The organism is Novosphingobium subterraneum (assembly GCF_000807925.1).
In the GTDB taxonomy this organism is placed as follows: domain Bacteria; phylum Pseudomonadota; class Alphaproteobacteria; order Sphingomonadales; family Sphingomonadaceae; genus Novosphingobium; species Novosphingobium subterraneum.
Map to the genome: position 1 here is coordinate 205,533 of NZ_JRVC01000005.1, position 22,518 is coordinate 228,050.

Here is a 22,518-nt window from a genome sequence, read left to right on the forward strand (position 1 = left end):
CCCTCCCGCCTGCGGGAGGGGTGGAAGAAAGGGGCGCGTTCCGCCTGCGGCGATAATGGCCCCCGGACGTGGATCCTAGAAGCTATCGAGATCGTTGGCGATCGTGACAGGGCCCGCGTATTCGGCGCGGACGCCGGCCGTGACGCCTTCGACTTGCGCGGCGCTTGTGCTGCCGCCCGCGAAATGCGTGACGACCACGGCCTTGACCCCGGCATGCTTGGCCATCTTGCCGACGTCTGGCGGGGCGAGATGGTGCGTGGTCAGGTGCCGGACCAGATCCGCCTTCGCCTTTTCCGGCATGTTCGGCGAGTTGCGGGCGACCGTTGCCATCGTCGAATCAATGTCGATCATTTCGCTCACGAGCAGGTCTGCCCCTGCCGCCAGCTTCTCGACGGCGGCGGACGGGCCGGTATCGCCGGTATAGGCAATGGATCGCCCGGGCAAATCGAACCGGAAGGAAAGCGACTTGAAGGATCTGTCTTCCTCGCTGCCGGGGGCGAAATCATAGTGGGTGTTCTGCACTGCGCGGACCACCATGTTGCCCACGCTGGCCCTGAACCCATCGCCCATTTCCACGACGGCGACTGTCCCTGCAGGATCGGGCCAGGGCTTGCCCGGTATTCCGTATCCCGCGCGAGCAGCGGGCCGCATCGAGGATATCATGCCCTCGACCATTTCGCGCGTTCCTGGCGGGCCGTAGATCGTCAGCTTCTGCGCAACCAGAGTCTGGTTGCGCAGCGCCAGAAGCGCGGAGAGGCCGCCCGTATGATCGGCGTGCAGATGGCTGAGGAACACCGCCTTGACGTTCGGCAATGCCAGGCCGGCCTTGGCCATCTGCTGCACGACGCCGTCGCCCGCATCGACGACATAGAGATCCTTCCCGTCGACGAGGGCGTTGGCCGGTTGAGAACGGCGGCCATCACCGACCGGCCCACCCATCGTGCCAAGCGTGATGAAGCGTAAGCCACTTTCAGATGACTCATGTGCTGCGAGCTGGGCGACTTCTCCGGACGTGACCAGAGCAATGGCGATGCCGGCGATGATGGCCAATCGCATCAGAAGGTGTATCCCATGCGGATGCCATAGGTTCTGGGCGGAGCAAGCGTCGCGACGGAGAAGTCGAGAATTGGCCTTGAACCGGACCGCACGATCACTTCTTCATCCTCGATGTTGTTGATGAAGCCGGTGAGCGTCCAGCGGCCACCATCGCCCTCGAGCGTGAGGTAGGCATCGGACATCATGAAGCCGCCTTGCCGTTCTTCCGGGCGATAGTTCGGATTGAGGAAGCGACCGGATTCGATCGAGGTCCGGCCACCGAGCAGCAGACGCATGGAATCGGACAGGTCGAACCCGCGTTCGTATCCGAGGCCCAGCGACCACTTCGGCGCGTTTACGGCTGGTTTGCCCGAACAGTCGATATCATAGAAGCGCGCATTGTTGCCCGGGACGCCCGGGTTGGCGAGGCGGCTGCCCAGCGTGGTACAGCCAGTGGCCACCGGCGCACCCGTGGGCGAGAAGTTGGCCGTCCTGAGGCTGTTGTACTTGCCATTCAGGTACTGCAGATTGAGATCGAACCGGTCGTTGCGGCTGGGCTGGAAGCGCACTTCGGCTTCGAACCCGTAGATGCGGGATTTGCCCGCGTTCTCGGTGCGCGAACCCTGGGCGAAGATGTTGTTCGCCGTGCGCACACCGCCTACGAAGGTGATCTGCTGGTTGGTGTAGTCCCAGTAGAACGCCTCGACATTCACCTGCAGCTTGTTGTCGAAGAAGCGATTCTTGCTGCCCAGCGTATAGGCCGTGAGCGTTTCGGGAGCGAAGGTGTTTTCCGGTGGCGCGGCAACGAAGAAACCGCCGGATTTGAAGCCGGTCGAAACATCGGCATAGATAAGCGATGCAGGGCCCGCATCGAACTCGATGCCGGCTTTCCACGTGAACTTCTCGAAATCCAGCGCGCCGGTGAACGGCGCTCCCAGCGGCGGATTGACCGGTCCGGGCCGTCCACCGGACACCGTGGCGGTCAACTGATCCTTGGTTTCCTTGGTATAGCGCCCGCCGGCAACGAGCCGCAGCGCATCGGTGACCTTGTAGGTGAACTGGCCGAACGCGGCGAGGCTTTCCGTGTTGACGTTTGGCGTGAAGCGCGTGGTGGAAAGATCACCCTGGCGGAAGAAGTTCAGCGCGTTCTGGTCTTCCTTGAAATAGAAGCCACCCAGGACATAGTTGAGCGGGCCATCGTGATCCGACGCGAAGCGCGCTTCGAACGAGAACTGTTCAGCCTTTTCGGTGATTTCCCCGCGGAAGCCCGGGAGATAGGTGACGAAGTTGATGTCCGTCTTGCGCCAGGCCGGCTGGAGCGTGAGCTTGCCGAAGCCGAGGTCGCCCTCGATCGTCGCGCTCAGGCCATAGAACTTGTTGTCGAGGAAGCCGGTATCTGCCGGAAGATCGATGCAGCCGCTGGTCACGAACCCGCCGAAGCCGCCGCAGAACGGTGGCGCGAAAACGCCGGCGGCGAGGTTGCGGATCGCGGCCAGCGCGGCGGGGCTGGAAATGCCGACATGATCATTCAGGTCTGGCGCATTCAGCGTGGCACTCGGGAGCAGGACGCTGCCCCAACCCTTGCCATGCTGGTTGAAATAATCGCCGACCAACAGCACCGACCAGTCCGCCGACGGTTCGATCAGGAACGAGGCGCGCACACCTTCGCCCTTCTCGTCGTTGTAGCCGTCGGTAAGGAAACCATCACGGTCCACGACCTGCCCGGCGACGCGCAGGGCCGCGGAATCACCGATCGGAAGGTTGAGCGCGGCCGATGCCTTCTTGCTGTCGTAGTTTCCGTATTCGGCGCGCACTTCCCCGCCGAACTTGCCGAGATCGGGCTTGCGCGGGATGACGTTGATGGCGCCGCCAGTTGCGTTTCGGCCGTAAAGCGTGCCCTGCGGTCCCTTGACCACCTCGACGCGGGCGAGATCGTAGAACGCACCGGCAGGAGCCGATGGGCGCGCCACGTAGACACCGTTGAAGTTGAAGGCGACGGCATTTTCCGAGAACGAGTTCTGCGAATTGGTGCCAACGCCGCGCAGGAAGAAGCTGGTGGTGCCGCCGGTCGGCGAAACGGCCAGGGCGGGCACGAGCTTCTGGAGATCGACCAGTTCGGTGATGCCGGCTTCGGCAATGTCTGCCCCGGTTACGGCGGTCACCGCGACGGCAGCTCGCTGCAAGCTTTCCTCACGGCGCTGTGCAGTGACGACGATATCGGTGATGCCCTGTTCTTCGTCTGAAACCTGTGCTTCCTGGGCGAGAAGCGGGCTGGCGGCACACAGGGCGGCCAGCGACACGGTCCAGCGAATGACTGATTTGTTGCTCATTTTTGTCTCCCGTAGATCGACGGCTTGTGATTTGCGCAAACGAATGCATGAGGAGACTGGATTTGAAAAATAGATTATATTTGCACTTGGACATGCCCAAAATTTATGAATTGAGAGGTGGGCGAACCGGCGCTCGTGCTCAAGGAACGGCTGCTCCGTCCGGCAGAACGAGCACCTGCACCGCTTTCTCCGGGGCGAGATAGCGCCGGGCGATCATTTGCAGATCTGTCGCGGTGAGCTTTTCCAACCGGGCGCGCGCCGCCTTGGCGCGAATGAGGCGCTCGGGCTGGGACTGGGCACGTTCGGCGAGCGCACTCCAGCCGCCGTTGGTCTTCAACGAATTGTCGATGCGTTCGAGCATGGGGGCCCGGGCGCGCTGCAGCACGTCTGCGTCGACCGGTGCGGCAATGAGGGAGCGCGCCGTTTCTTCCAATGCGGCGCGGGTGGCTGCGACGTCGGCGAGGTCTACCGAAGCGTTCATCGTGAACGTGCCGTAGCCGGTCCAGACGCGGCTGAGGGCCGAGGACGCGCCGGGACTGTATGCCTTGCCGAGGTTCTCGCGCACCGTATCGAGCACTTCGATCCCGGCGACTTCGGCAAGCAGCGAGAGCGCCATCGCTTCATCCGGGTCCCGGTCGTCGCGGGTGGGCCAGGTGTAGCGGACCACGGCCTGATTGGCCTCGCCGGTGTGGCGGATGATCTGGAGACCGCGCCTGGACGTGAAACCCCGCTGGCGTTCGGCGGTGTAGGCGCGGAAATCGGGTTCCCGCTTGGGCAGGGCGCCGAAAGTGCGGGCAACGGCGTCGACCGCCGCTGCTTCGTCGATGTCGCCCACGATCGAGATCTCGATCGCACCGCGGGAGAGCCGGTCGGATATTTCTTGCCTGAGCTTGCCATAGCCGAGCGCGGCGTAGGCCGATTGCGGTTGCAGCGTGAAGCGCGGGTCGTTGTCCGAAAGGATGCCGCCGATGGAGTTGGACAGGGCCGCGCCGGGGCTCGAGCGCAGGCGGGCGAAGAAGTTGGCGATGTTCTGGCGATACAGCACTTCGCCTTCGGGGCGGTAGCCGGGGTCGGTCAGCAGCGCGGCGAAGAGCTGCAGTTGCAGCGTCAGGTCGCGCGGGGTTGTGGTCGCATCGGCCGAGAAGGTATCGCCCGATGCGCTCAGGCCGAATGCGACCGAGCGCCCGGCGAGCAGGGTCTGGAGGTCGTCCTCGCTGTGCTTGCCGAGGCCTCCGCGGGCGAGGACGCCGGTCATCTCGGTGGCGAGGGGATCTTGCCGGGTGTCGAGCATTTCGCCGCCGTCGAGATTGAGGCGGACGTCGATGCGGTCCTTGGCGAGGTCGGTGCGCTTGAGGTTGAGGCGGACGTTGTTGGCAAAGCGGATTTGGCGGATGCCGTAGAGCGGTTCGGTGGTGTCCGCCACGACGGTGCCGGCCGGGCCGAAGTCGGTGTAGGCGAAGGGGATCGGCGCGGGCACTTCGCCGGCCGGGGCCTTGGCGCGGGTGGCCTTGGCCCAGGTTTTGCGCAGTGCCTCCTCGCCACCCTTGGGCGCGGTGCGGCCCTGGAAGCGGAGCAGCGGGTCCTTGAGGGGGACGGCTTCTTCCTTCAGTGCGGCCATGACGGTCTTCGGGGTAATCGTCGGCGCGAACTGGTTGAACCGGGCGAGGCCGGATTGCGGCGTCGTCGGCACCTGATCATCGCGGATCAGGGCGAGCGCGGCGGCGACCAGCGTGCCGTGGCTGCGGGTGTCGGCCCCGGCGGCGGCGTTCTCCAGGCCGGTGCGGATGCTGGCGAGTTGCTCGTCGATCTCAGGCTTAGTGAAGCCGGTGGCGAGGGCGCGCGCGTAGACACCGGCTGCGGCGGCGAGGCCTCGCTGCCAGCCGCCGTCAACGGTGTCGACGATGACATTGGTGGTGCGGCCGATTTTGAACACCTCGCTTGTGCCGAAGCCCGCCCCTCGGAACGGCGGGTCGATGGCGCGGTTGAGGCGGGCGAGGCGGCGGTTGACGACGCCGTAGCCGATCTGGCGCAGCAGGTTGCGGCGGCGGTTGGCGATGGTGTCGGGCTCGTCGAGCCAGGCCCCGTGCCGCGATGCGGTGACGCGTTCGGACAGTGACGGATCGAGGTGGATGTCGACCCTGGCCTTCTGCTTCGGCTCGACCTTGCCCTGATCGGGGCGCGGGGTCTGCGCCTTGGCTTGCCAGTCGGCGAAGCGGGTGCGGATGGCCTGTTCGACCGCATCGGTATCGAAATCGCCCACCACGATCAGCGTGGTCTTCGACGGGACGTATTCGCGCGCCCAGAAGGCCTTGAGCGCATCGGCGGTGGCAGCGTTCAGTGTTTCGACCGTGCCGATGGGCAGGCGCCTGGGGTAGGTCGCTGCGGGGTAGAAGAACGCGAGCTGGTCTTCGAGGTTGGTGCGGCTCCAGCCTTGCCCGTCACGCAGTTCTGACAGGACGACGCCGCGTTCGCGCACAACGGCTTGCGGATCGAAGGTCAGCTCGCTGGCGATTTCTCGCATCAGCATCAGCGCGGTGTCGAGCAGCTTCGCATCGTTGCGTGGCAGGTCGAGCATATAGAGCGTCTGTTCGAACGAGGTCTGGGCGTTGGTGTCTGCTCCGAAGGACAGGCCGTTGCGCTCGAGCAGCTTGACCATCTCGCCTTCGGGCACGCGGGTCGAGCCGTTGAACGCCATATGCTCAACGAAATGGGCAAACCCGCGCTCGGTCTCGCGCTCGTCGAGCGAGCCGGTGGCAATGTCCATGCGCACCTGCGCGGTGCCGGCGGGCGTGGCGTTGCGGCGGATGATGAAGCGCATGCCGTTGGGCAACTGGCCGTAACGGTAGGCGGGATCGGGCGGCAGGTCGCTCTGCTGGAAGGCCCAGGTCGGTTTTGGCGCGCTATCTACGCTTGCGGGTTGCGCGGCGCAGGCGGCGAGGGTGAGAGCTGCGGCGAGGGGAAGCAGGCGGTGGAGGAACATTGCCTAGCGATGTGCCCGGTTGGGCGCGGTGGCGCAATGGGCTGTTAGGGATAGGGAAGTGCCAGCATCCTTCGACGGGCTCAGGGCGAGCGGGATTGAGGTGGGACTGCACAAATAAAAACCCCCTCCGTTGCCGAAGGGGGTCTTGAATGTCAGCGCAGGGCCTGAAGTTTACTTCTTCCCGCGGAGCTTGCGGTGGGCGCCGAGGTCGAAGACTTCGCTTGGGCCGCCGTCGTTCTCGAGCAGGCCGAGGCGGCGGGCGACTTCCTGGTAGGCTTCCTCTTCGCCGCCGAGGTCGCGGCGGAAGCGGTCCTTGTCGAGCTTTTCGCCGGTGGTCATGTCCCAGAGGCGACAACCGTCGGGGCTGATTTCGTCAGCGAGGATCACGCGGCTGTAGTCGCCGTCCCAGATGCGGCCGAATTCGAGCTTGAAATCGACGAGGCTGATGTTGATCGCCGCGAACATGCCGCAGAGGAAATCGTTCACGCGGATGGCCATCGAGGAGATGTCCTGCATTTCCTCGTTCGATGCCCAGCCGAAGCAGGCGATGTGCTCTTCGGCGATCATCGGATCGCCCAGCGCATCGTCCTTGTAGTAGTATTCGATCAGGGTATGCGGCAGCGGTTCACCCTCTTCGATGCCGAGACGCTTTGAGATCGAGCCCGCGGCGATATTGCGCACGACCACTTCGATCGGGATGATCTCTGCCTGGCGCACGAGCTGTTCGCGCATGTTCAGGCGGCGGATGAAGTGGGTGGGAATGCCGATGTGGGCGAGGCGCGTGAACACGTACTCGCTGATGCGGTTGTTGATCACGCCCTTGCCGTTGATCGTGCCGCGCTTCTGCGCGTTGAAGGCGGTGGCATCATCCTTGAAGTACTGGATGATCGTGCCCGGTTCGGGGCCTTCGTAAAGGATCTTGGCCTTGCCTTCGTAGATCTGGCGGCGACGGGACATGATAACGTCTTCCTGCACGGCGCCGGGCAGCGGCCCGGCCAGAATACAAAACCCCGGCATCGCGTTGGAGGCGAATCCATCGCAAGCGCCGGGGCGTTCTTGCCGCCCATAGGCGAACACGCGCCAAAGTGCAATTCCGCGCACCCGTGCAATGGTGCCTTGCAGGGCGGAGCGCTGGAATGGTGCGACGGGGGGCGCTAGACCGGAGGGTGAAGGAGATTTTGCCGATGACAAGCCCTGCCGCCCGTACTGACGCGATTGCCCTGCTGGCCCGCTATTACGCCGCGTTCAATGCCGGCCACTGGGAGGGGATGCTCGAATGCCTGAGCGATGACGTGGCACACGATATCAACCAGGGCGAGCGGGTTGTCGGGAAGGCGGCGTTTGCCGAATTCCTGAGGCACATGGAGCGCTGCTACAAGGAGCGGCTGGAAGACATCGTGCTGATGGCCAGCGAGGACGGCACGCGGGCGGCTGCGGAGTTCGTGGTGCACGGGCAATATCTGGCGACCGACGAAGGACTGCCTGAGGCCAACGGGCAGACCTATGTGCTGCCGGCCGGGGCGTTCCTCGCGATCGAGGGCGGCAAGATCACGCGGCTGACCATGTACTACAACCTTGGCGACTGGACGAAGCAGGTCGTCGGGTAATGGGGATCGAGGTTCGGCCGCTGACCGGAAACGAGATCGCGGCGGCGCTGGATGATCTGGCCGCCTTGAGGATCACGGTCTTTGCGGCCTATCCCTATCTCTATGATGGCGATGCGGCCTATGAAGCGGACTATCTGACCGAATATGCCGCTGCGCCTGATGCGGTGCTGGTGGCAGCGTTCGATGGGGCGCGGATAGTCGGCGCGGCCACGGCGGCGCCGATGATGCACCAAAAGGCGGAGTTTCGCAGACCCTTCGAGGCACGGGGAATCGAGGTGGCGCGGCTGTTCTATTTCGGCGAAAGCGTGCTGCTGCCGGAGTATCGCGGGCACGGGATCGGGCATGCGTTCTTCGACCAGCGCGAGGCGCAGGCGGTGCGCTGTGGTGCCAATGCCGCGTGCTTTGCTGCCGTGGTGCGGGCTGACGACCATCCGGCCAAGCCGCAAGACTATTCGCCCCTCGATGCCTTCTGGGCGCGGCGCGGCTATGCCGTGGTTCCGGACCTGACCACCGAGCTTGCGTGGAAGGAGCATGGCGACGAGGCCGAGCGGGTCAACCTCATGCAATATTGGATGCGCCAATGGTAAGCTTCACCGTCGCCGCTGCGCAGTATCCGATTGACCGGTTGGACAGCTGGGAGGCGTATGAGGCCAAGCTGACGCGGTGGGTGGAACAGGCCGCAGCGCAGGGTGCCAAGCTCGCCGTGTTTCCCGAATACGGGGCGATGGAACTGGCGAGCCTTGATCCGGCGACGATGGGCGATCTGGCGGGGTCGATCGAGACGGTTTCGGCGCTGCTGCCGCGTGTCGATGCACTGCATGGCCAACTTGCGTCGCGAACCGGCCTACATATTCTGGCAGCCTCGGCACCGCGCAAGGATGCGGACGGGCGCTTTCGCAATGCCGCGCGGCTGTTTGCGCCGAATGGCAAGTCCTCGGTTCAGGACAAGCTGGTGATGACCCGGTTCGAGCGGGAGCAGTGGGACATAGCCGCCGGTGCCACGTTGCGGGTGTTCGATACGGCGCTGGGAAGGCTGGCGGTTTCGATCTGCTATGACAGCGAGTTTCCGTTGTTGGCGCGGGCCTGCGTGGAAGCAGGGGCAGAAGTGCTGCTGGTGCCTTCGTGCACGGATACGCTGCATGGCTACTGGCGCGTGCGGATCGGGGCGCAGGCGCGCGCGCTGGAGGGGCAGTGCTATGCGGTGCACTCGCCGACGGTGGGAGAGGCGGCGTGGTCTCCGGCGGTGGACGAGAACCGGGGGGCGGCGGCGGTCTATGGGCCGCCGGATCGCGGGATGCCTGAGGATGGCGTGCTGGCGGTAGGCGTCGAAGGCGCGGCGCAGTGGGTCTTTGCCGAGGTCGATACCGCGAAGGTTGCAGAGCTGCGCGCCGATGGCGGCGTGCTCAATGCGCGGCATTGGTCGGAGCAGCCGGGGGCGGTGGCCTTGCCGCCGGTGGAGGTCGTGGACTTGCGCTAGGCCTGCGGCTATCACGCGGATTCGTTACGAGGGAAACCATCCGCAATGTCGCTTGATGCCGCCGAGCAGGTCCACCGGCAGTTCCTTGATGCGCTGGAGAACGGCACGGCGCGCAGGCGCTCGAACCTCGGACTGAAGGATGTGGGGCTGGAGCCCGAGAGTGCGGCGGCGCTGTTCCGGTCGCAGGCGCTGTCGCGCCAGCTCGACAGGATGAGCCGCAAGCTGCAGGCGCGGGGCGAGGGGTTCTATACGATCGGCTCCTCGGGCCACGAGGGCAATGCGGTGCTGGCCGAAGTGCTGCGCATCGACGACATGGCGTTCCTTCATTATCGCGACGCTGCGTTCCAGATCCACCGCGCCCACCGCGTGCCGGGCGAGAACCCGGCGTGGGACATGCTGCTGAGCTTTGCCGCGAGTGCCGAGGACCCGATCTCCGGCGGGCGGCACAAGGTGCTGGGATCGAAGCGCCTGTTCATCCCGCCGCAGACTTCGACCATTGCCAGCCATTTGCCCAAGGCGGTGGGAGCCGCGTTCTCCATCGGCATCGCGCGGCGCATGGGCTGGAGCGATACGGTTCTGTCGAAGGACGGCGTGGTGTTGTGCAGCTTTGGCGATGCCAGCGCCAATCATTCGACCGCGCTGGGCGCGATCAATACCGCGTGCTGGGCGGCATTCCAGGGTACGCCCATGCCGATCATCTTCCTGTGCGAAGACAATGGCATCGGCATTTCCACGCGGACGCCGCCGGGGTGGATCGAGGCGAACTTCTCGGGGCGGGCAGGGCTGCACTACATCGGGTGTGATGGCTCGGACCTTGTCGATACGATGCGTGCGGCGCGCGAGGCCGAACAGATGGCGCGGCGGCAGAGGAAGCCGGTGTTCCTGCACATGAAGACGGTGCGGCTTTACGGCCATGCCGGGAACGACGTGCAGCTTTCCTATCGCACGAAGGAAGAAGTGCGGGCCGAGGAAGAGCGCGATCCGCTGCTGGCGAGCGCGGCGCTGCTCATCGAGGAAGGCGTGATGACCGCGCCAGAGGTCCGCGCGGTCTATGACGAGATCGAGGCGACGCTGGAGCGGCAGGTGGAGCTGGCGATCCGGCGGCCCAAGCTGCCGGATGCGGCGGCGGTGATGGCCAGCATCGTGCCGCCGAAGCGCGAAGGTGTGGAGAGGCCGCTGGCCCCGCCGCAGGACCGTGCTGCGCTTTTTGCCGACGATGCCGCCGCGATGGACAAGCCGCAGCATATGGCAAAGCTGATCAGCTGGGCGATGGCGGACCTGCTGTTGCAGTATCCCAACGCCATCGTCTGCGGAGAGGATGTGGGGCCGAAGGGCGGGGTCTATGCCGCCACGCAGAAGCTGCATGCGCGGTTCGGCTCGGCGCGGGTGATCAATACCTTGCTGGATGAGCAGGCGATCCTCGGGCTGGCGATTGGCGCGGCGCATAATGGTCTGCTGCCGATGCCGGAGATCCAGTTCCTCGCCTATGTCCACAATGCCGAGGACCAGATCCGGGGCGAGGCGGCGACGCTGTCATTCTTCTCGAACGGGCAGTACACCAACCCGATGGTCGTGCGGATCGCCGGGCTGCCATACCAGAAGGGCTTTGGCGGGCACTTCCACAACGACAATTCGCTGGCTGTCTTCCGCGACATTCCGGGGGTGGTGCTGGCGGTGCCGTCCAATGGGCGCGATGCGGTGGCAATGCTGCGCGAATGCGTGCGGCTGGCGCACGAGGAAGGTCGCGTCGTCGTCTTCGTGGAGCCGATCGCGCTCTACATGACGCGGGACTTGCACGAGCCGGGGGATGGCTTGTGGGCGAGCGTCTATCAGCCGCCGGGTGAGGGCGCGATTGCCTTCGGGCAGATCGGTGTTGCGGGCGAGGACACCGATCTTGCCATCGTGACTTACGGCAACGGATTCTATCTTTCGCTGCAGGCGCGCAAGTTGCTGGCCGAGCAGGGCGTGGACGTGCGCGTGATCGACTTGCGCTGGTTGGGGCCGGTGAACGAAGATGCCGTGATCGAGGCTGTTGCGCCGTGTTCGCGCGTGCTGGTGGTGGACGAATGCCGCATCACCGGTGGGCAGAACGAGGCGCTGATGGCGCTTCTGGCCGAGCGCGCGCCGGGCAAGGCAATTGCACGCATGGCGGCGACGGACAGCTTCATCCCGCTGGCGCGCGCGGCGACGCATACCCTGCCGAGCCGGGACGGGATCGTGGCCAAGGTGCTGGAGATGGTGCGTGGCTAAGGAAACCGTCCTTGTCGTCTGCCCCGGGCGTGGCACCTACAATGCCCCGGAACTGGGCTATCTGGGGCGGCATCATGCCGGGTCGGAGTGGTTGGCGCGGTTCGATGCGATGCGGGGCGAGGCGGGCAAGGAGACCTTGTCGGCACTGGATGGGGCGGCGAAGTTCACGCCTGCGCACTTGCGGGGGGACAATGCGGCGCCGCTGATCCACGCCTGTGCCTGGCTGGATTTTCTCGAGATCGACCGCGAGCGGTTCGAGATTGTCGCGGTGACCGGCAATTCGATGGGCTGGTACACGGCGCTGGCCTGTGCCGGGGCGGTTTCGCCCGAGCATGGCTTTGCCATTGCCGATGGCATGGGGATCAATTCGCAGCGCCATGAGCCGGGTGGACAGTCGGTGCTGGTGCTGGCGGGGGAGGATTGGACGGTCGATCCTGCACTGCAGGCCGAGGTTGAAGCGGCAATGGCGCGGCACGGCGTGCTGCCCTCGATCCGGCTGGGGGGAATGCTGGTTGTCGCGGGGCCGGTTGCGGCGCTCGATGCGTTCGAGAAGGACTTGCCGCCACTTTCGCGCCCGCCGATGCGGCTCGCTGGGCATGGGCCGTTCCACACGCCGCTAATGCAGCAGAGCAGCGATGCGGCGCGGGCGCAGTTTCCGGCGGACTGGTTCGATCAGCCGCAGGTGCCGCTGATCGACGGGCGAGGGAAGGTGTGGCGGCGGTTCGAAAGCGACCGTGAGGCGCTGTGGGACTATACTTTCGGGCACCAGATCCTGGCCCCCTACGACTTCACCGCCGCGATGACCGTGGGCATCCGTGAGTTCGCGCCGGATCGCGTGGTCTTGCTCGGGCCTGGCGACACGCTGGGCGGGGCTATCGGGCAGGTGCTGATTGCTCGAAAATGGATGGACATCGCGTCACGAAGCATGTTCACTGCGCGGCAGGGAGAGGATCCGTTCCTGATTGGCCTGGGGAGACCCAGCCAGCGGAGTATCGTGATCCCGTGAGCCAACCGTCAATACTGTTCGTCTGCCTTGGAAACATCTGCCGCTCGCCTCTCGCCGAGGCGGCCTTGCGCGCGCAATCGGTGGCAGCGGGCGTGGCGATGACCATCGATTCCGCGGGGACCGGTGACTGGCATGTCGGCCGACCGCCCGATCCCCGGGCGCAGGAAACCGCGCGGAAGCACGGCCTCGATATCTCAAGCTACCGCGCACGGCAGGTCACGACGGAAGACTTCCACCGCTTCGGTCACATCTTCGCGCTCGACCAGCAGAACCTCAAGGACCTGCGCCGGATCGAGCCTTCGCGCCACATTGCCGAAGTCGGGCTGTTGATGGATTTGGTGCCTGGCCGCAAGGGTACGGCGGTGATCGATCCCTACTATGGCGACGAGGACGATTTCGAGCAGGCCTGGGCCGACGTCAGCGCAGCGGCGGAGCGGCTGGTGAAGCGCTACTTGCGCTGAGAATCAGGCGCCCAAGGCTGCCGTGATCCGCGCTTCGGCAGCGGAGGCTTCCTCAATCAGCGCCTGCAGCACGGTTGCCGTGTCCTGCAGCAGCCTTTCGGAAATGGGCTTTTCGCCGGTGACGAAGCGCCGGATCGCGCGCTCGTCGACGCCGAGCCGGCGGCTGGCAGCGGTCGTGCCGCCGAGTACCTGGATGCAGTGGGCGAAATGCTCGGACAGTTCGGTTTCGGTGAATCGGGCGCTCATTCTGTCTCCTCTGTCCGATTGAAATGGCAGGCGTTGATCCTGTGCCCTATAGGCCCTGAGATGAACATTGAAACGGGCCTTGAAACGGAACTTGAAGCCGGATCTGAAACCGATCCTGACATCGAACCTGGTAGGGCCGACGCATCGCTCACCAGACCGCAACGCCGATTGCTGCGGCGGATCTACAACGGGCGGACCGTGCCGATCGTGGTGGATGGCAAGCCGTTCCTGACGTTCAGGGAGGCGAGCCGCTATCTTCTCACGCTTTCGCCGGAAGCGCGCGAAGCGGCCTATCTGGAAATGCGCGGGCAGGCGAAGTAGCGCGACCTATTTTCTGAATCTGCCCAACCCCGCAAATGTTGAGCCTGTCGAAGCATCTGGCACCGTGCGCATGTCCTTCGACAGGCTCAGGACGAGCGGGATCGGAGCAAAGGCCCTTCCCAGTGCGCTCATGCTGAGCTTGTCGAAGCATCCGGCGTTGTGCTTGTGTCCTTCGACAGGCTCAGGACGAGCGGAGGAGGGGGCAGTGTTCCGGTTGTGCCGAACTGTTCTGTGTTCAGGCAATTACCAGCTTCACGCCGGCGTCTTGCAGGGTTTTTGCCATTTCCGGCGTTATGCCGCTGTCGGTGATCACGGTGTCGATCTCGTCCAGACCGCAGACGATGGTGCCTGACTGGCTGCGGAACTTGCTGCTGTCGACGAGGAGGATCACTTCCTCGGCACGGTCGATCAGGCGACGTTCGGCGGCGACCAGCACCGGGTCTGCCTGCATCGCGCCCTGCGGGCCGATGGCGGCGGCACCCATGAACAGGCGGGGGGCGTGGAAGCGTGGCATCGATTCCTCGCCGGCGGGGGCAAGGATGATGTTCTGTTCGCGAAACACTGCGCCCGATGGCAGCAGGATGCGCGTGCCTGCCTGCGGGAGCAGTGCGTTGACGATGTGCAGCGAGTTGGTCAGCACCTGCAGTCCGAGACCGTCGAGATGGGGGCACATCTGCAGCGTGGTTGTGCCGCCATCGATCATCACGCCTTCGCTTGGGCTGCACAGCGCCGCTGCAGCCTTGCCGATTGCCTGCTTTGGGCCGAGGTTCTGGGTAATGTTCTGATCGAACGAGGTGCCGAGAAGGCGCGGCCCACCGGCATCTTCGGTTTCGGGAAGCTTGGCTCCACCGTGAACGCGGACGATCTGGCCGGACTCCTCGAGCCGTGTCAGGTCACGCCGGATCGTCGCGGGCGAGGCATCGAGCAGGACTTCGAGATCGCGATAGCTGACAAAGCCGGTTGGCCGCAGCGCCTCGAAGATGCGTCTTTCCCGTTCTGCCGCGTGCATGGTGCCCGATCGTCCCTAACTTGGCGCTTATGCACTCGCCTGCAGCATGTTGCCAGCGCCGATCACAATGGTCGAGCCGACGAGGAGGCCGATACCGGTCCACACCAGCGCGCGGGTGCGGGGCGATGCGCCCTTCCATTCCTTGAGCGCGAAGCCCCAGAGGGTGGAGAAGAGGATGATCGAGGCCATGTGCAGCGTCCACGAGGAGAAGCCGTATTCGCCCATCTGGCTCTCGCCCATGGTGTAGAAGAAGAATTGGCCGTACCATAGCGTGCCGCCCAAGGCGGCCAGCAGCCAGTTGGCCAGCAGGTTGGGACGTTCGCCCGGCTGTGCCTCGGGCGAGGCTGCGCCGAAGAACTGGCCGAAGCTGCGGTTCTTCGCGATCAGCCAGGCGCACCACAGCGCATTGGTGGTGAGGCCACCGGCGAGGACGACGCAGAGTACCGGGAGACCCTGGGAAAGCGGATCTGTGCCTGCGGCCAGCGTCAGGTCACGGATCGGCTGGCCCGCGGCAAGGCCCCAGGCAAAACAGCCGGACATCACGCCCGAGAAGGTCGCGATAAGCAAGCCCTTGCGAAGGTTGAATTCGGCCACGCCCTCCGATGCTGCGCCACCAAGGTCGGCTTCCTTGGCATTGCCGGCGCGGGCGACCACGACGATGCCCGCCAGCGTGATCAGGATGCCAAGGAGCGTCAGCTTGCCGCTGGTCGTTGCCGCGATGGCACTCAGTGTGCCGTCAAAGATCGGCGGTCCCATCGTGCCGATCACGGTGGTCAGCCCCAAGGCCACGGCCATACCGAGCGAGAGGCCGAGATAGCGCATGGTCAGGCCGAAGGTCAGCCCGCCGAAGCCCCACATTGCCCCCCAGAACCAGCACCACATCAGAGTTTCTCGCGGCGTTGCGGAGAGGACGCCAATGAGGTCTTTCGTCTGGATCGAGGCGAACAGCCACGGCGCGATCGCCCAGGAGAACAGGCCGCCTGCCAGCCAGAACACCTCCCACGACCACAGCCTGATGCGCTTGTAGGGGACATAGAAGCTGGCCGAGGAGAAGCCCCCGATCCAGTGAAAGATTACGCCCAGCAGCGGGTTCGCGCCCATCGGTTCCTGTCCCTTGTTCTTATGGCTTCACGAGGATCGAGCTGTCGATCTCGCTGATGCTTTTCACGCCAGTCAGCGTCATGGCGACGCGCATTTCGGCCTCGATCAGGCGGAGCATGTGCTCGACGCCTTGCTGTCCCTGCGCGGCAAGGGCGAAGACCCAGGCGCGGCCGAGCAGCACGCCCTTTGCGCCAAGCGCGAGCAGGCGCACCACGTCGAGCCCCGAACGCACGCCGCCATCGGCGAGCACGGTCAGCCGGTCGCCCACGGCCTCGGCAATGGCAGGCAGAGCGCGTGCGGTGGAGGGCACGCCATCCAACTGGCGGCCGCCGTGGTTGGAAACGACGATGCCATCGGCGCCGAGGTTTGCCGCTTCCACCGCGTCCTCGGCATCGAGCAGGCCCTTTATGACCAGCGGCCCCTTCCATTCGGAGCGGATGAAATCGAGGTCCTTCCACGAGATCGAACTGTCGAAGTTCTCGCGCATCCACGCGAAGAAGTCCTCGATCCCGGTCTTGCCCTCAAGCTTGCGGATCACGTTGCCGAGGCCATGCGGGCGGCCCATCACGCCCACATCCCACGCCCAGGCAGGCTTCACTGCGCCCTGCAGGGTGCGGCGGATGGCGCCCGTTAGCCCGGAGGCACCGGCGAGGCCTGAGTGATAGTCGCGATAGCGGCTCCCCGGCACCGGCATGTCGACGGTGAAGACCAGCGTCGAGCAATTCAGCTCCACCGCTTCCTGCAGCAATTCGCGCATGAAGCCGCGGTCACGGGTCATGTAGAGCTGGAACCAGAAGGGCCTGGCTGCCGCCTTGGCCACCTCGGCGAGCGAGCAGGCCGAGACGGTGGAGAGGGTGAAAGGGATGCCAGCCGTTTCGGCTGCGCGCACTGCCTGGCATTCGCCGCGCCGCGCGTTCATCCCGGCAAGGCCGATGGGGGCGAGGGCGACAGGCAGAGCAAGCTTCTGGCCGAACAGTTCGGTCGACAGGTCAAGCCCCGAAACGTCGCGAAGCACGCGCTGGCGCAGCGCGATATCGCGCAGGTCCTCGACATTCCGCCTGAGCGTCGTCTCGCTGTAGGAGCCGCCGTCGGTGTATTCGAACAGGAAGTGGGGCAGGCGGCGGCGGGCGAGTTCGCGGAAGTCCGATATGGAGGCGGCGATCATGCGGCGGTTCTCTCGGGCGCGGCGTCGATCTCGGCGTGCCAGCGGTTGCGATAGGTGTCGAGGTCACCATCGAGCGGTTCGACACGGACGAGTTCACCGCGCGGGGTGAGCGTGGGATCGATCAGGCGCAGCGCGCCGAACGAGACGTCGTTATGGGCGTTGGCGGTATAGACGGCGGTGTCGGGGCGAAGGGCGGCAAGCGCGCGCACGAAGACTTCGGCCTCGGCAAAACGGCCTTCGACGAGCAGGCGTTCTGACGAGCCGATCAGGTCCAGCGAGGTGTCTGCGACCAGCGCGGCATAGAGACAGGCGGCGGCGCGGCGCTCGTACCAGTCCTCCGGGCGGTTGACCCAGCCGAAGGTGCCCTGCGGATAGGGGCCGAAACCGCGCATCAGGGTGGGCAGGACCATGCGGGAGGCGCGCAGAACTTCAGGCACGGCCGCGAGAAGCGCGGGCTGGTCAGGCTTGATGTCGACGCGGCGGGTATCGATCTCGATCAGCGTCTCGATCTCGCGACCGCCCATGAAGCGCGCCGAGGGGACGGGGCGGCCATGGACGTCTATGTTGACGAGGCAGTCGCGGCCCTCGGGCAGGCTTGCCGTATCGACCGGCGTTGCGGGCAAACGCATACCGATGAACCAGGTGCCGGTGGACAGCACGGTGGCCTCATGATCGGCCATCTCGGCAAAACCTCGGGCGGCGAGCAGGGCGGCGTTGGAATCGTGCAGGCCGGCGAGCACGCGGACGTTTGGAGAAAGACCGGTTTGCGCGGCAATCTCCGGGCGGATCTTGCCGACGGTATCGCCGGCGCGGGCGAGCGGGGCAAAGCGCTCCTCCCAGCCGAGGCGTCTGGCCATGGGCGAGAAGTCAGCCTCCTGCGGGCACCACAAGTCTGAATGGCAGCCAAGGCTGGTCACTTCGCTCAACGCATTGCCGGTGAGGAACCACGCCCAGTATTGCGCCCAGGGCAGCAACGTGGCGCGGGCCATCGCCTCGGGCGCCAGGCGCTCCATCCACCACAGCTGGCTGCCGAAGTTCAGGCCATCGGGCAGAGCGGGGGAGCCGGTCATGCCAAAGGCATCGCGCTGGGCGCGGTATTCGGCCATGATCTCGGGCGGCAGGGCCTGCTCGTAATCGAATGGCGGGAATGCCATCGCACCATCGACCAGCGCGACCACGCCCGCGCCGTGGCCGACCGGCACGATCGTCTCCACCGGAGCATGGGCGTAGCGAGCCAGCGTCTCGATCAGCCACTTGCCGGTTGCGGGCGCATCGAGCCGACGGATCCCGCCCATTTCCAGCGGCACGTTGGGGCGCACCTGACGGTCGAGCATCGTCCCGCCCGCGTCCCACAGGCTGACCTTGCTCAGCGTCTTGCCGAGATCGATGACGATGGTTGCGCCTGATGGCACTGCGCTCTCCCGCAGACTTTTCAATAAACGATCAATAGCAATCAAATATGATCGTTTCCAGCAAAAACTCAGAAGACCGCGTGATCGCCGCGATCGACGCTGGCACGGCCATCCAGCACGGCGCGATAATGGTCGAACAGGGTGTCGCTGCCCGTCGATGGGGTGGCATCGGCATCGTAGCGGCCCGTTGCCGGATCGAGCACCAGCATCGATTCGCTGGCATAGTACCGCCCGATCCGCGCCAGTTCCGCTTTGGTCGCCAGGCTCGGAATGACCTTGCCAGCGAGGCCGAGGATCCCGGCAATCGTGTCGAGCAGCCCCAGCGGCACCGAGCGGAAGCGCGGCTCCTTTCCGAGCATCGCAAACAGCGCTTCGCCCTGCTGACGCGGAGTCAGCGCAGGGCCGGGGCCACCGATCGGCAGCACGCGGTTCCAGCGCTCCTCATGCTCGAGGCACTCGGCAATGTAGGCTGCAAGATCGCCATCGCTGATCGGCTTGCAGGCGGTCAATTCGCCGTTGCCGAAGACGAGAAACGGTTTTCCGGCCTTGACCCGTTCGATCTGTCCGGAGAGCGATTTGAAGAAGGCGGTAGGGCGGACGATCGAATAGCGGATGCCGGATGCGACAAGCGCAGCCTCGAACGCCAGCTTGGCATGCTGGAACGCCAGCAGCGGCTTCTGAACGCAGATGGCCGAAAGCAGCACGAAGTGCCCAATGCCAGCCTCCTTCGCGGCATCGAGCAGGTTGAGGTTGGCCCGGTGGTCCACCGCCCAGGCATCGCCCGGCACTCCGGTGCGCGAAGCGATGCACGAGATGACCGCATCGAACCGACCTTCACCGAAGGTGCGCCACAAGACGTTTGTGTATGACAGGTCGGCGAGGATGACTTCCGCAATCGCTGCCAGACCGTCATCCGGCCGTCGCGTAAGGCAACTGACCACATGCCCGCGCTTCGCCAGATTGCGAACTACCGCACGCCCGATTGTCCCCGTCCCCCCAGCCACGCAGACCCGCATCGCTTCCTCCCGGCCCACCAACGAACAGGCCTCAGGCGGGAACAGTCAAGCAGATCGCAAAGGCGATCAAGCGGCGATGTGAAGATCGATGGAAATGGTGCCCGGGGACGGAACCGCGAAAATCGTCTAGTGATATGATATTATTGAAGAAAAATGAGTTCGATTTTGGACATGGCCCCCAATGTGGCCCCCGGCGGGTTCATGCTACCCCATTTTTTCCACTGTTTCGTTCGTCCAAATGCGCCAGTGTTCGCCATGGAAACAGGCGAGTTGCGTCCGCCTATTCCTCTCCGGATTTCTTCTTGTTCGCCTGCTCGATGTCATAAGCCATGACGCGTTCCTGGTGCGCGCCAATTGCGCTCACTCGACCAGGGCCTAGCGCTCCGGTGTAGCCGAAGTTCCGGCGATGTGCCTCACGATCGCGTTCGACGTCTGCCTTCCATTCCCGCGTGTGCTTGGCTTCCAGTTGCTGGTCGCTCGGCTTCCAAGCCTTCGCTGCCTGCTTCCGCTTCAGAAACGCTTCCCGAAGTAGCTCGACATCGGGCTTGGCATACCATGCTGGTTTGCCATCGGGACCAGGGAGAGACCGCAGCTTACCGCTCTCGACCTTCTTGTGCAGTTGGGCCTTCTTCTGGTTGGTCTGCTTGGTGGTGTAGGTCTCGTCGTACCACTCTAGGCCGTCTTGTTCCTTGATCCAGCTCGGCATGCACCATCCTTCGTCTTCGGTGGTCAGTCCTTGGCAATCACTGTGTCGTAGCCACCGATATGCGTCAGCCCTTCATGGCTATCGATGCCGGTGTATCGCAGCGAGGCATCTTCGTATCTCTTGAACGCAAAGACAGCGGCGTTCATGCGCTCGGTGTTGAAGACCTTGAGTCGCACGAGAAGGTCGAAGTCGGCCACGGTCAGGCCGGTCACCGTGCGGAACAGGACCGGTTCGATCTTGGTGATGACGTCCTGGAGAGTGTTTTCGCGGTAATCGGTCAGATACATGAAGGCCGGAATGCGCGTCGCGAACTTGATCAGCTTTTCCTGAACCTTCTTGCGCAGCGACTTGTATTCCTTCTCCTCGTCAGTCAGTTCCCTTTTCTCCTTCTCGGAGAGATCGCCTTCTTTGGCCTTCTTCTTGAGGTCCTTGACCTTCTCGCTCTTGTTGATGATCGTCTCGATCACGTTGTCGCCAAGTGCGCGCCAGCCTTCGATCCGCTCAACCGCCGCCATCGCTTCTTCGTTCGAGAGGACGCGCGCGAGCGTATCATTATCGACGTTGACCAGCATCGCCGATTCCCACTTGCGGGCGAGCAGCGTTGCCGACGTTCCCGCCATGGCATAATCGAGGATGCTACCTGCATCGATCTGCATCATGTTTGCGCCGTCGTAGGCAAGCACTGGCAGGAACGAGACGAGGTCGGCGACCTGCTGCTCCGGTGTTTTCTTGGGATCGTTTGACAGGCCAATGCCGTATTCAGAAATCTGGCGCAGGGCGCGGGTCGGGGCAAAATCGAACACGAAGCAGACGGGCTTGAGCACTTCCTCGCGATTGGGATCATCGCCTTCGGGATTCTTGATCGACCAAGGGGACTGCACCCGGAACGCCGCCTGGAAATAGCTTTCGGGCGATTTCAGATTGCGTAGCATCAGGATCGACGACCATTGTGGCACGGTGACGCCCGTAGTCAGCTTGCCGCAGCTGAGCGTGATGGTCTTGGTATCGTGGCCGTTGCCGATAGCATTGCGCACCGGTGGCAGGGCGTTGAGACCTATGCCAGCCGCCGTTCCCGCCGCGACGATCGCCTTGTAGTCCTTCCAGAAGACGTTCTGGTCCTCTTCCAGCAGGTTCTTCATCGCCTCGCAGGCGGCGACGGTGGGCAGGAACCAGAAGCTGTGATTGAGATAAGGCAGGAGGCGGACGTCGGAGTAGGGCCAGGGCGGGCGCGTGCCGGTCTTCAGGCTTTCGATGGTCTGTGCGGGGCCTGATCCGCGAATGATATTGAGCCACTTCTGCACTTCGTCCTTGTGGACGAATTGCGCCAGCGGGCCTGCACCGTTGGCCTTGAAAAACTCATTGAGGTCGAACTCGTCGAACTCTCCGCCGCTGGCGATGGCGAGAAGTTCTTCGGGCATCTGGTAGGTCAGCAGGCGCATTTGCGGAAGCGCGCCATAGGGGTTGCGCTCGCCGGGGCGAGCAGTAGCCCATTCGGCCTTGGCGCGCTGTTCGTCGGTATAGGTCCAGTTGAAGATTTGCTCTTCAATGAACTCGCCAGTGGCCAGCGCCTTGAACGGGGTGCCGGAGAGATAAAGGTAGGCGCGCGTCCGGATTGGCAGGAAGGCGGTTTCCGACTGGGACAGCACTTCAAGCTCTTCGTTCACCGCATCGAGATCGGCTTCGAGCTTGGCCTGTTCCTTGACGACGGCAGCTTCTTCGCCTTCGAATAGTTCCTTGGCGGTGTCGCGCCATGCGCCGAAGTGGTACTCGTCGAAGATGACGAGGTCCCAGTCGGTCAGGTGGATCGACTCATTCTTGGCCTTGATGTTTCCGGTAGCGCGATCACGGCCCAGCAGGTCTTGGAACGATCCGAAATAGACCAGCGGGACATCATCGGGCACCTCCGCCGGATCGCCGCCCGCCTGCGCTGAGATATAGCGCCAGCCGTCAAAGTCCTGGTGGCTCTTGAGGTCCGCTTCCCACGCGTCTTCCACTGCTGGCTTGAAGGTGACGACCAGCACTCGCTTCGCCCCTAGCCGCTTGGCCAACTGGTAGCTGGTGAAGGTCTTGCCGAAGCGCATCTTGGCATTCCACAGGAAACGTGGCGTGGCCTTCGGGTCTTCGGCCCAACGGGACTGATAATAGGTCTGCGTCTGCTCAACCGCCGCCGCCTGCTCGGCGCGCATGGGAAAGTTTTCGTGGTGCGTGCCGGAAAGCTCCACGCCGCTTTGCAACTCCGCAATCGCCGTCAGCACGTCGGCGGGTGTGCAGCGCATCCATTCGCGCGATGAACCGAAATGCGGGTTTTCCTTGCCCTTGGTGTTGATGGCGGAGTAAAATGCCCCAGAAGTGACATTTGAAAATTCCCCACTTCTTCTCGTTGACCCTGTCCGGGC

19 protein-coding genes are annotated in these 22,518 nt (G+C 64.3%); 7 read left to right on the top strand and 12 right to left on the bottom strand.

What is annotated here, in order from left to right; genetic code table 11:
• Window positions 1–75 precede the first annotated feature (75 nt).
• From NJ75_RS07035 to purC, 4 genes are all read right to left on the bottom strand, one after another.
• Window positions 76–1,056: an MBL fold metallo-hydrolase gene (locus tag NJ75_RS07035; RefSeq protein WP_039332836.1), complete on the bottom strand. Its 981-nt coding sequence runs from the start codon at window positions 1,054–1,056 to the stop codon at window positions 76–78.
• A complete protein-coding gene (locus NJ75_RS07040) occupies window positions 1,056–3,365 on the bottom strand; it encodes a TonB-dependent receptor (RefSeq protein ID WP_039332838.1) in 2,310 nt (769 codons plus the stop codon). Before NJ75_RS07040 ends, NJ75_RS07035 begins: the two co-directional genes overlap by 1 nt.
• Before the next feature lie 139 nt (window positions 3,366–3,504).
• On the bottom strand, window positions 3,505–6,345 hold the full coding sequence (locus NJ75_RS07045; protein ID WP_052242146.1) for a M16 family metallopeptidase: 2,841 nt from the start codon (window positions 6,343–6,345) through the stop codon (window positions 3,505–3,507).
• A gap of 171 nt (window positions 6,346–6,516) precedes the next feature.
• Window positions 6,517–7,302 carry a phosphoribosylaminoimidazolesuccinocarboxamide synthase gene (gene purC, locus NJ75_RS07050; RefSeq protein ID WP_039332937.1) on the bottom strand — a complete coding sequence of 262 codons (786 nt, stop codon included), beginning with the start codon at window positions 7,300–7,302 and terminating at the stop codon, window positions 6,517–6,519.
• A 227-nt stretch (window positions 7,303–7,529) separates the two neighbouring features.
• Here purC and NJ75_RS07055 point away from each other — a divergent pair, with 227 nt between their 5' ends.
• The 6 genes from NJ75_RS07055 to NJ75_RS07080 are packed head-to-tail and all read left to right on the top strand — an operon-like array spanning window position 7,530 to window position 13,146.
• Window positions 7,530–7,952 (top strand): ketosteroid isomerase-related protein, encoded by a 423-nt coding sequence (locus NJ75_RS07055; RefSeq protein ID WP_052242162.1) that lies wholly within the window; start codon window positions 7,530–7,532, stop codon window positions 7,950–7,952.
• The gene (locus NJ75_RS07060) at window positions 7,952–8,539 is read left to right on the top strand and encodes a GNAT family N-acetyltransferase (RefSeq protein WP_039332840.1); all 588 of its coding nucleotides are present in this window, start codon (window positions 7,952–7,954) and stop codon (window positions 8,537–8,539) included. The genes NJ75_RS07055 and NJ75_RS07060 overlap by 1 nt, the downstream gene beginning before the upstream one ends.
• Window positions 8,533–9,429 carry a carbon-nitrogen hydrolase family protein gene (locus NJ75_RS07065; protein ID WP_039332842.1) on the top strand — a complete coding sequence of 299 codons (897 nt, stop codon included), beginning with the start codon at window positions 8,533–8,535 and terminating at the stop codon, window positions 9,427–9,429. The genes NJ75_RS07060 and NJ75_RS07065 overlap by 7 nt, the downstream gene beginning before the upstream one ends.
• Window positions 9,430–9,474: 45 nt before the next feature.
• Window positions 9,475–11,679: a dehydrogenase E1 component subunit alpha/beta gene (locus NJ75_RS07070; RefSeq protein WP_039332844.1), complete on the top strand. Its 2,205-nt coding sequence runs from the start codon at window positions 9,475–9,477 to the stop codon at window positions 11,677–11,679.
• Window positions 11,672–12,685 (top strand): acyl carrier protein, encoded by a 1,014-nt coding sequence (locus NJ75_RS07075; RefSeq protein ID WP_039332846.1) that lies wholly within the window; start codon window positions 11,672–11,674, stop codon window positions 12,683–12,685. Before NJ75_RS07070 ends, NJ75_RS07075 begins: the two co-directional genes overlap by 8 nt.
• A complete protein-coding gene (locus tag NJ75_RS07080; RefSeq protein WP_039332848.1) occupies window positions 12,682–13,146 on the top strand; it encodes a low molecular weight protein-tyrosine-phosphatase in 465 nt (154 codons plus the stop codon). Before NJ75_RS07075 ends, NJ75_RS07080 begins: the two co-directional genes overlap by 4 nt.
• A gap of 3 nt (window positions 13,147–13,149) precedes the next feature.
• Here the strand turns inward: NJ75_RS07080 and NJ75_RS07085 are convergent, their stop codons facing one another.
• Window positions 13,150–13,392: a helix-turn-helix domain-containing protein gene (locus NJ75_RS07085; RefSeq protein WP_039332849.1), complete on the bottom strand. Its 243-nt coding sequence runs from the start codon at window positions 13,390–13,392 to the stop codon at window positions 13,150–13,152.
• Between the two features lie 60 nt (window positions 13,393–13,452).
• Between NJ75_RS07085 and NJ75_RS07090 the strand changes: the two genes are divergently transcribed.
• The gene (locus NJ75_RS07090; protein WP_230487782.1) at window positions 13,453–13,713 is read left to right on the top strand and encodes a hypothetical protein; all 261 of its coding nucleotides are present in this window, start codon (window positions 13,453–13,455) and stop codon (window positions 13,711–13,713) included.
• Window positions 13,714–13,948: 235 nt separating this feature from the next.
• On the opposite strand, the gene NJ75_RS07095 is transcribed toward NJ75_RS07090, so the two are convergent.
• The 7 genes from NJ75_RS07095 to NJ75_RS07125 all read right to left on the bottom strand — a co-directional run bounded on the left by NJ75_RS07095 (window position 13,949) and on the right by NJ75_RS07125 (window position 22,398).
• Complete coding sequence (locus NJ75_RS07095) at window positions 13,949–14,722, bottom strand: DeoR/GlpR family DNA-binding transcription regulator (protein WP_039332851.1); 774 nt, start codon at window positions 14,720–14,722, stop codon at window positions 13,949–13,951.
• A 27-nt stretch (window positions 14,723–14,749) separates the two neighbouring features.
• Window positions 14,750–15,823 carry an L-rhamnose/proton symporter RhaT gene (gene rhaT, locus NJ75_RS07100; RefSeq protein WP_039332853.1) on the bottom strand — a complete coding sequence of 358 codons (1,074 nt, stop codon included), beginning with the start codon at window positions 15,821–15,823 and terminating at the stop codon, window positions 14,750–14,752.
• A gap of 19 nt (window positions 15,824–15,842) precedes the next feature.
• On the bottom strand, window positions 15,843–16,988 hold the full coding sequence (gene lldD / locus NJ75_RS07105; protein ID WP_039332855.1) for an FMN-dependent L-lactate dehydrogenase LldD: 1,146 nt from the start codon (window positions 16,986–16,988) through the stop codon (window positions 15,843–15,845).
• Window positions 16,985–18,400 (bottom strand): FGGY-family carbohydrate kinase, encoded by a 1,416-nt coding sequence (locus NJ75_RS07110; RefSeq protein WP_039332857.1) that lies wholly within the window; start codon window positions 18,398–18,400, stop codon window positions 16,985–16,987. Before NJ75_RS07110 ends, lldD begins: the two co-directional genes overlap by 4 nt.
• A 68-nt stretch (window positions 18,401–18,468) precedes the next feature.
• Window positions 18,469–19,416, bottom strand: a complete 948-nt coding sequence (locus NJ75_RS07115; protein WP_039332943.1) for an NAD(P)H-binding protein — start codon at window positions 19,414–19,416, stop codon at window positions 18,469–18,471.
• A gap of 280 nt (window positions 19,417–19,696) precedes the next feature.
• On the bottom strand, window positions 19,697–20,122 hold the full coding sequence (locus tag NJ75_RS07120) for a hypothetical protein (RefSeq protein ID WP_039332858.1): 426 nt from the start codon (window positions 20,120–20,122) through the stop codon (window positions 19,697–19,699).
• 23 nt (window positions 20,123–20,145) lie between these two features.
• Complete coding sequence (locus NJ75_RS07125) at window positions 20,146–22,398, bottom strand: DEAD/DEAH box helicase family protein (protein WP_236727084.1); 2,253 nt, start codon at window positions 22,396–22,398, stop codon at window positions 20,146–20,148.
• Window positions 22,399–22,518 lie beyond the last annotated feature (120 nt).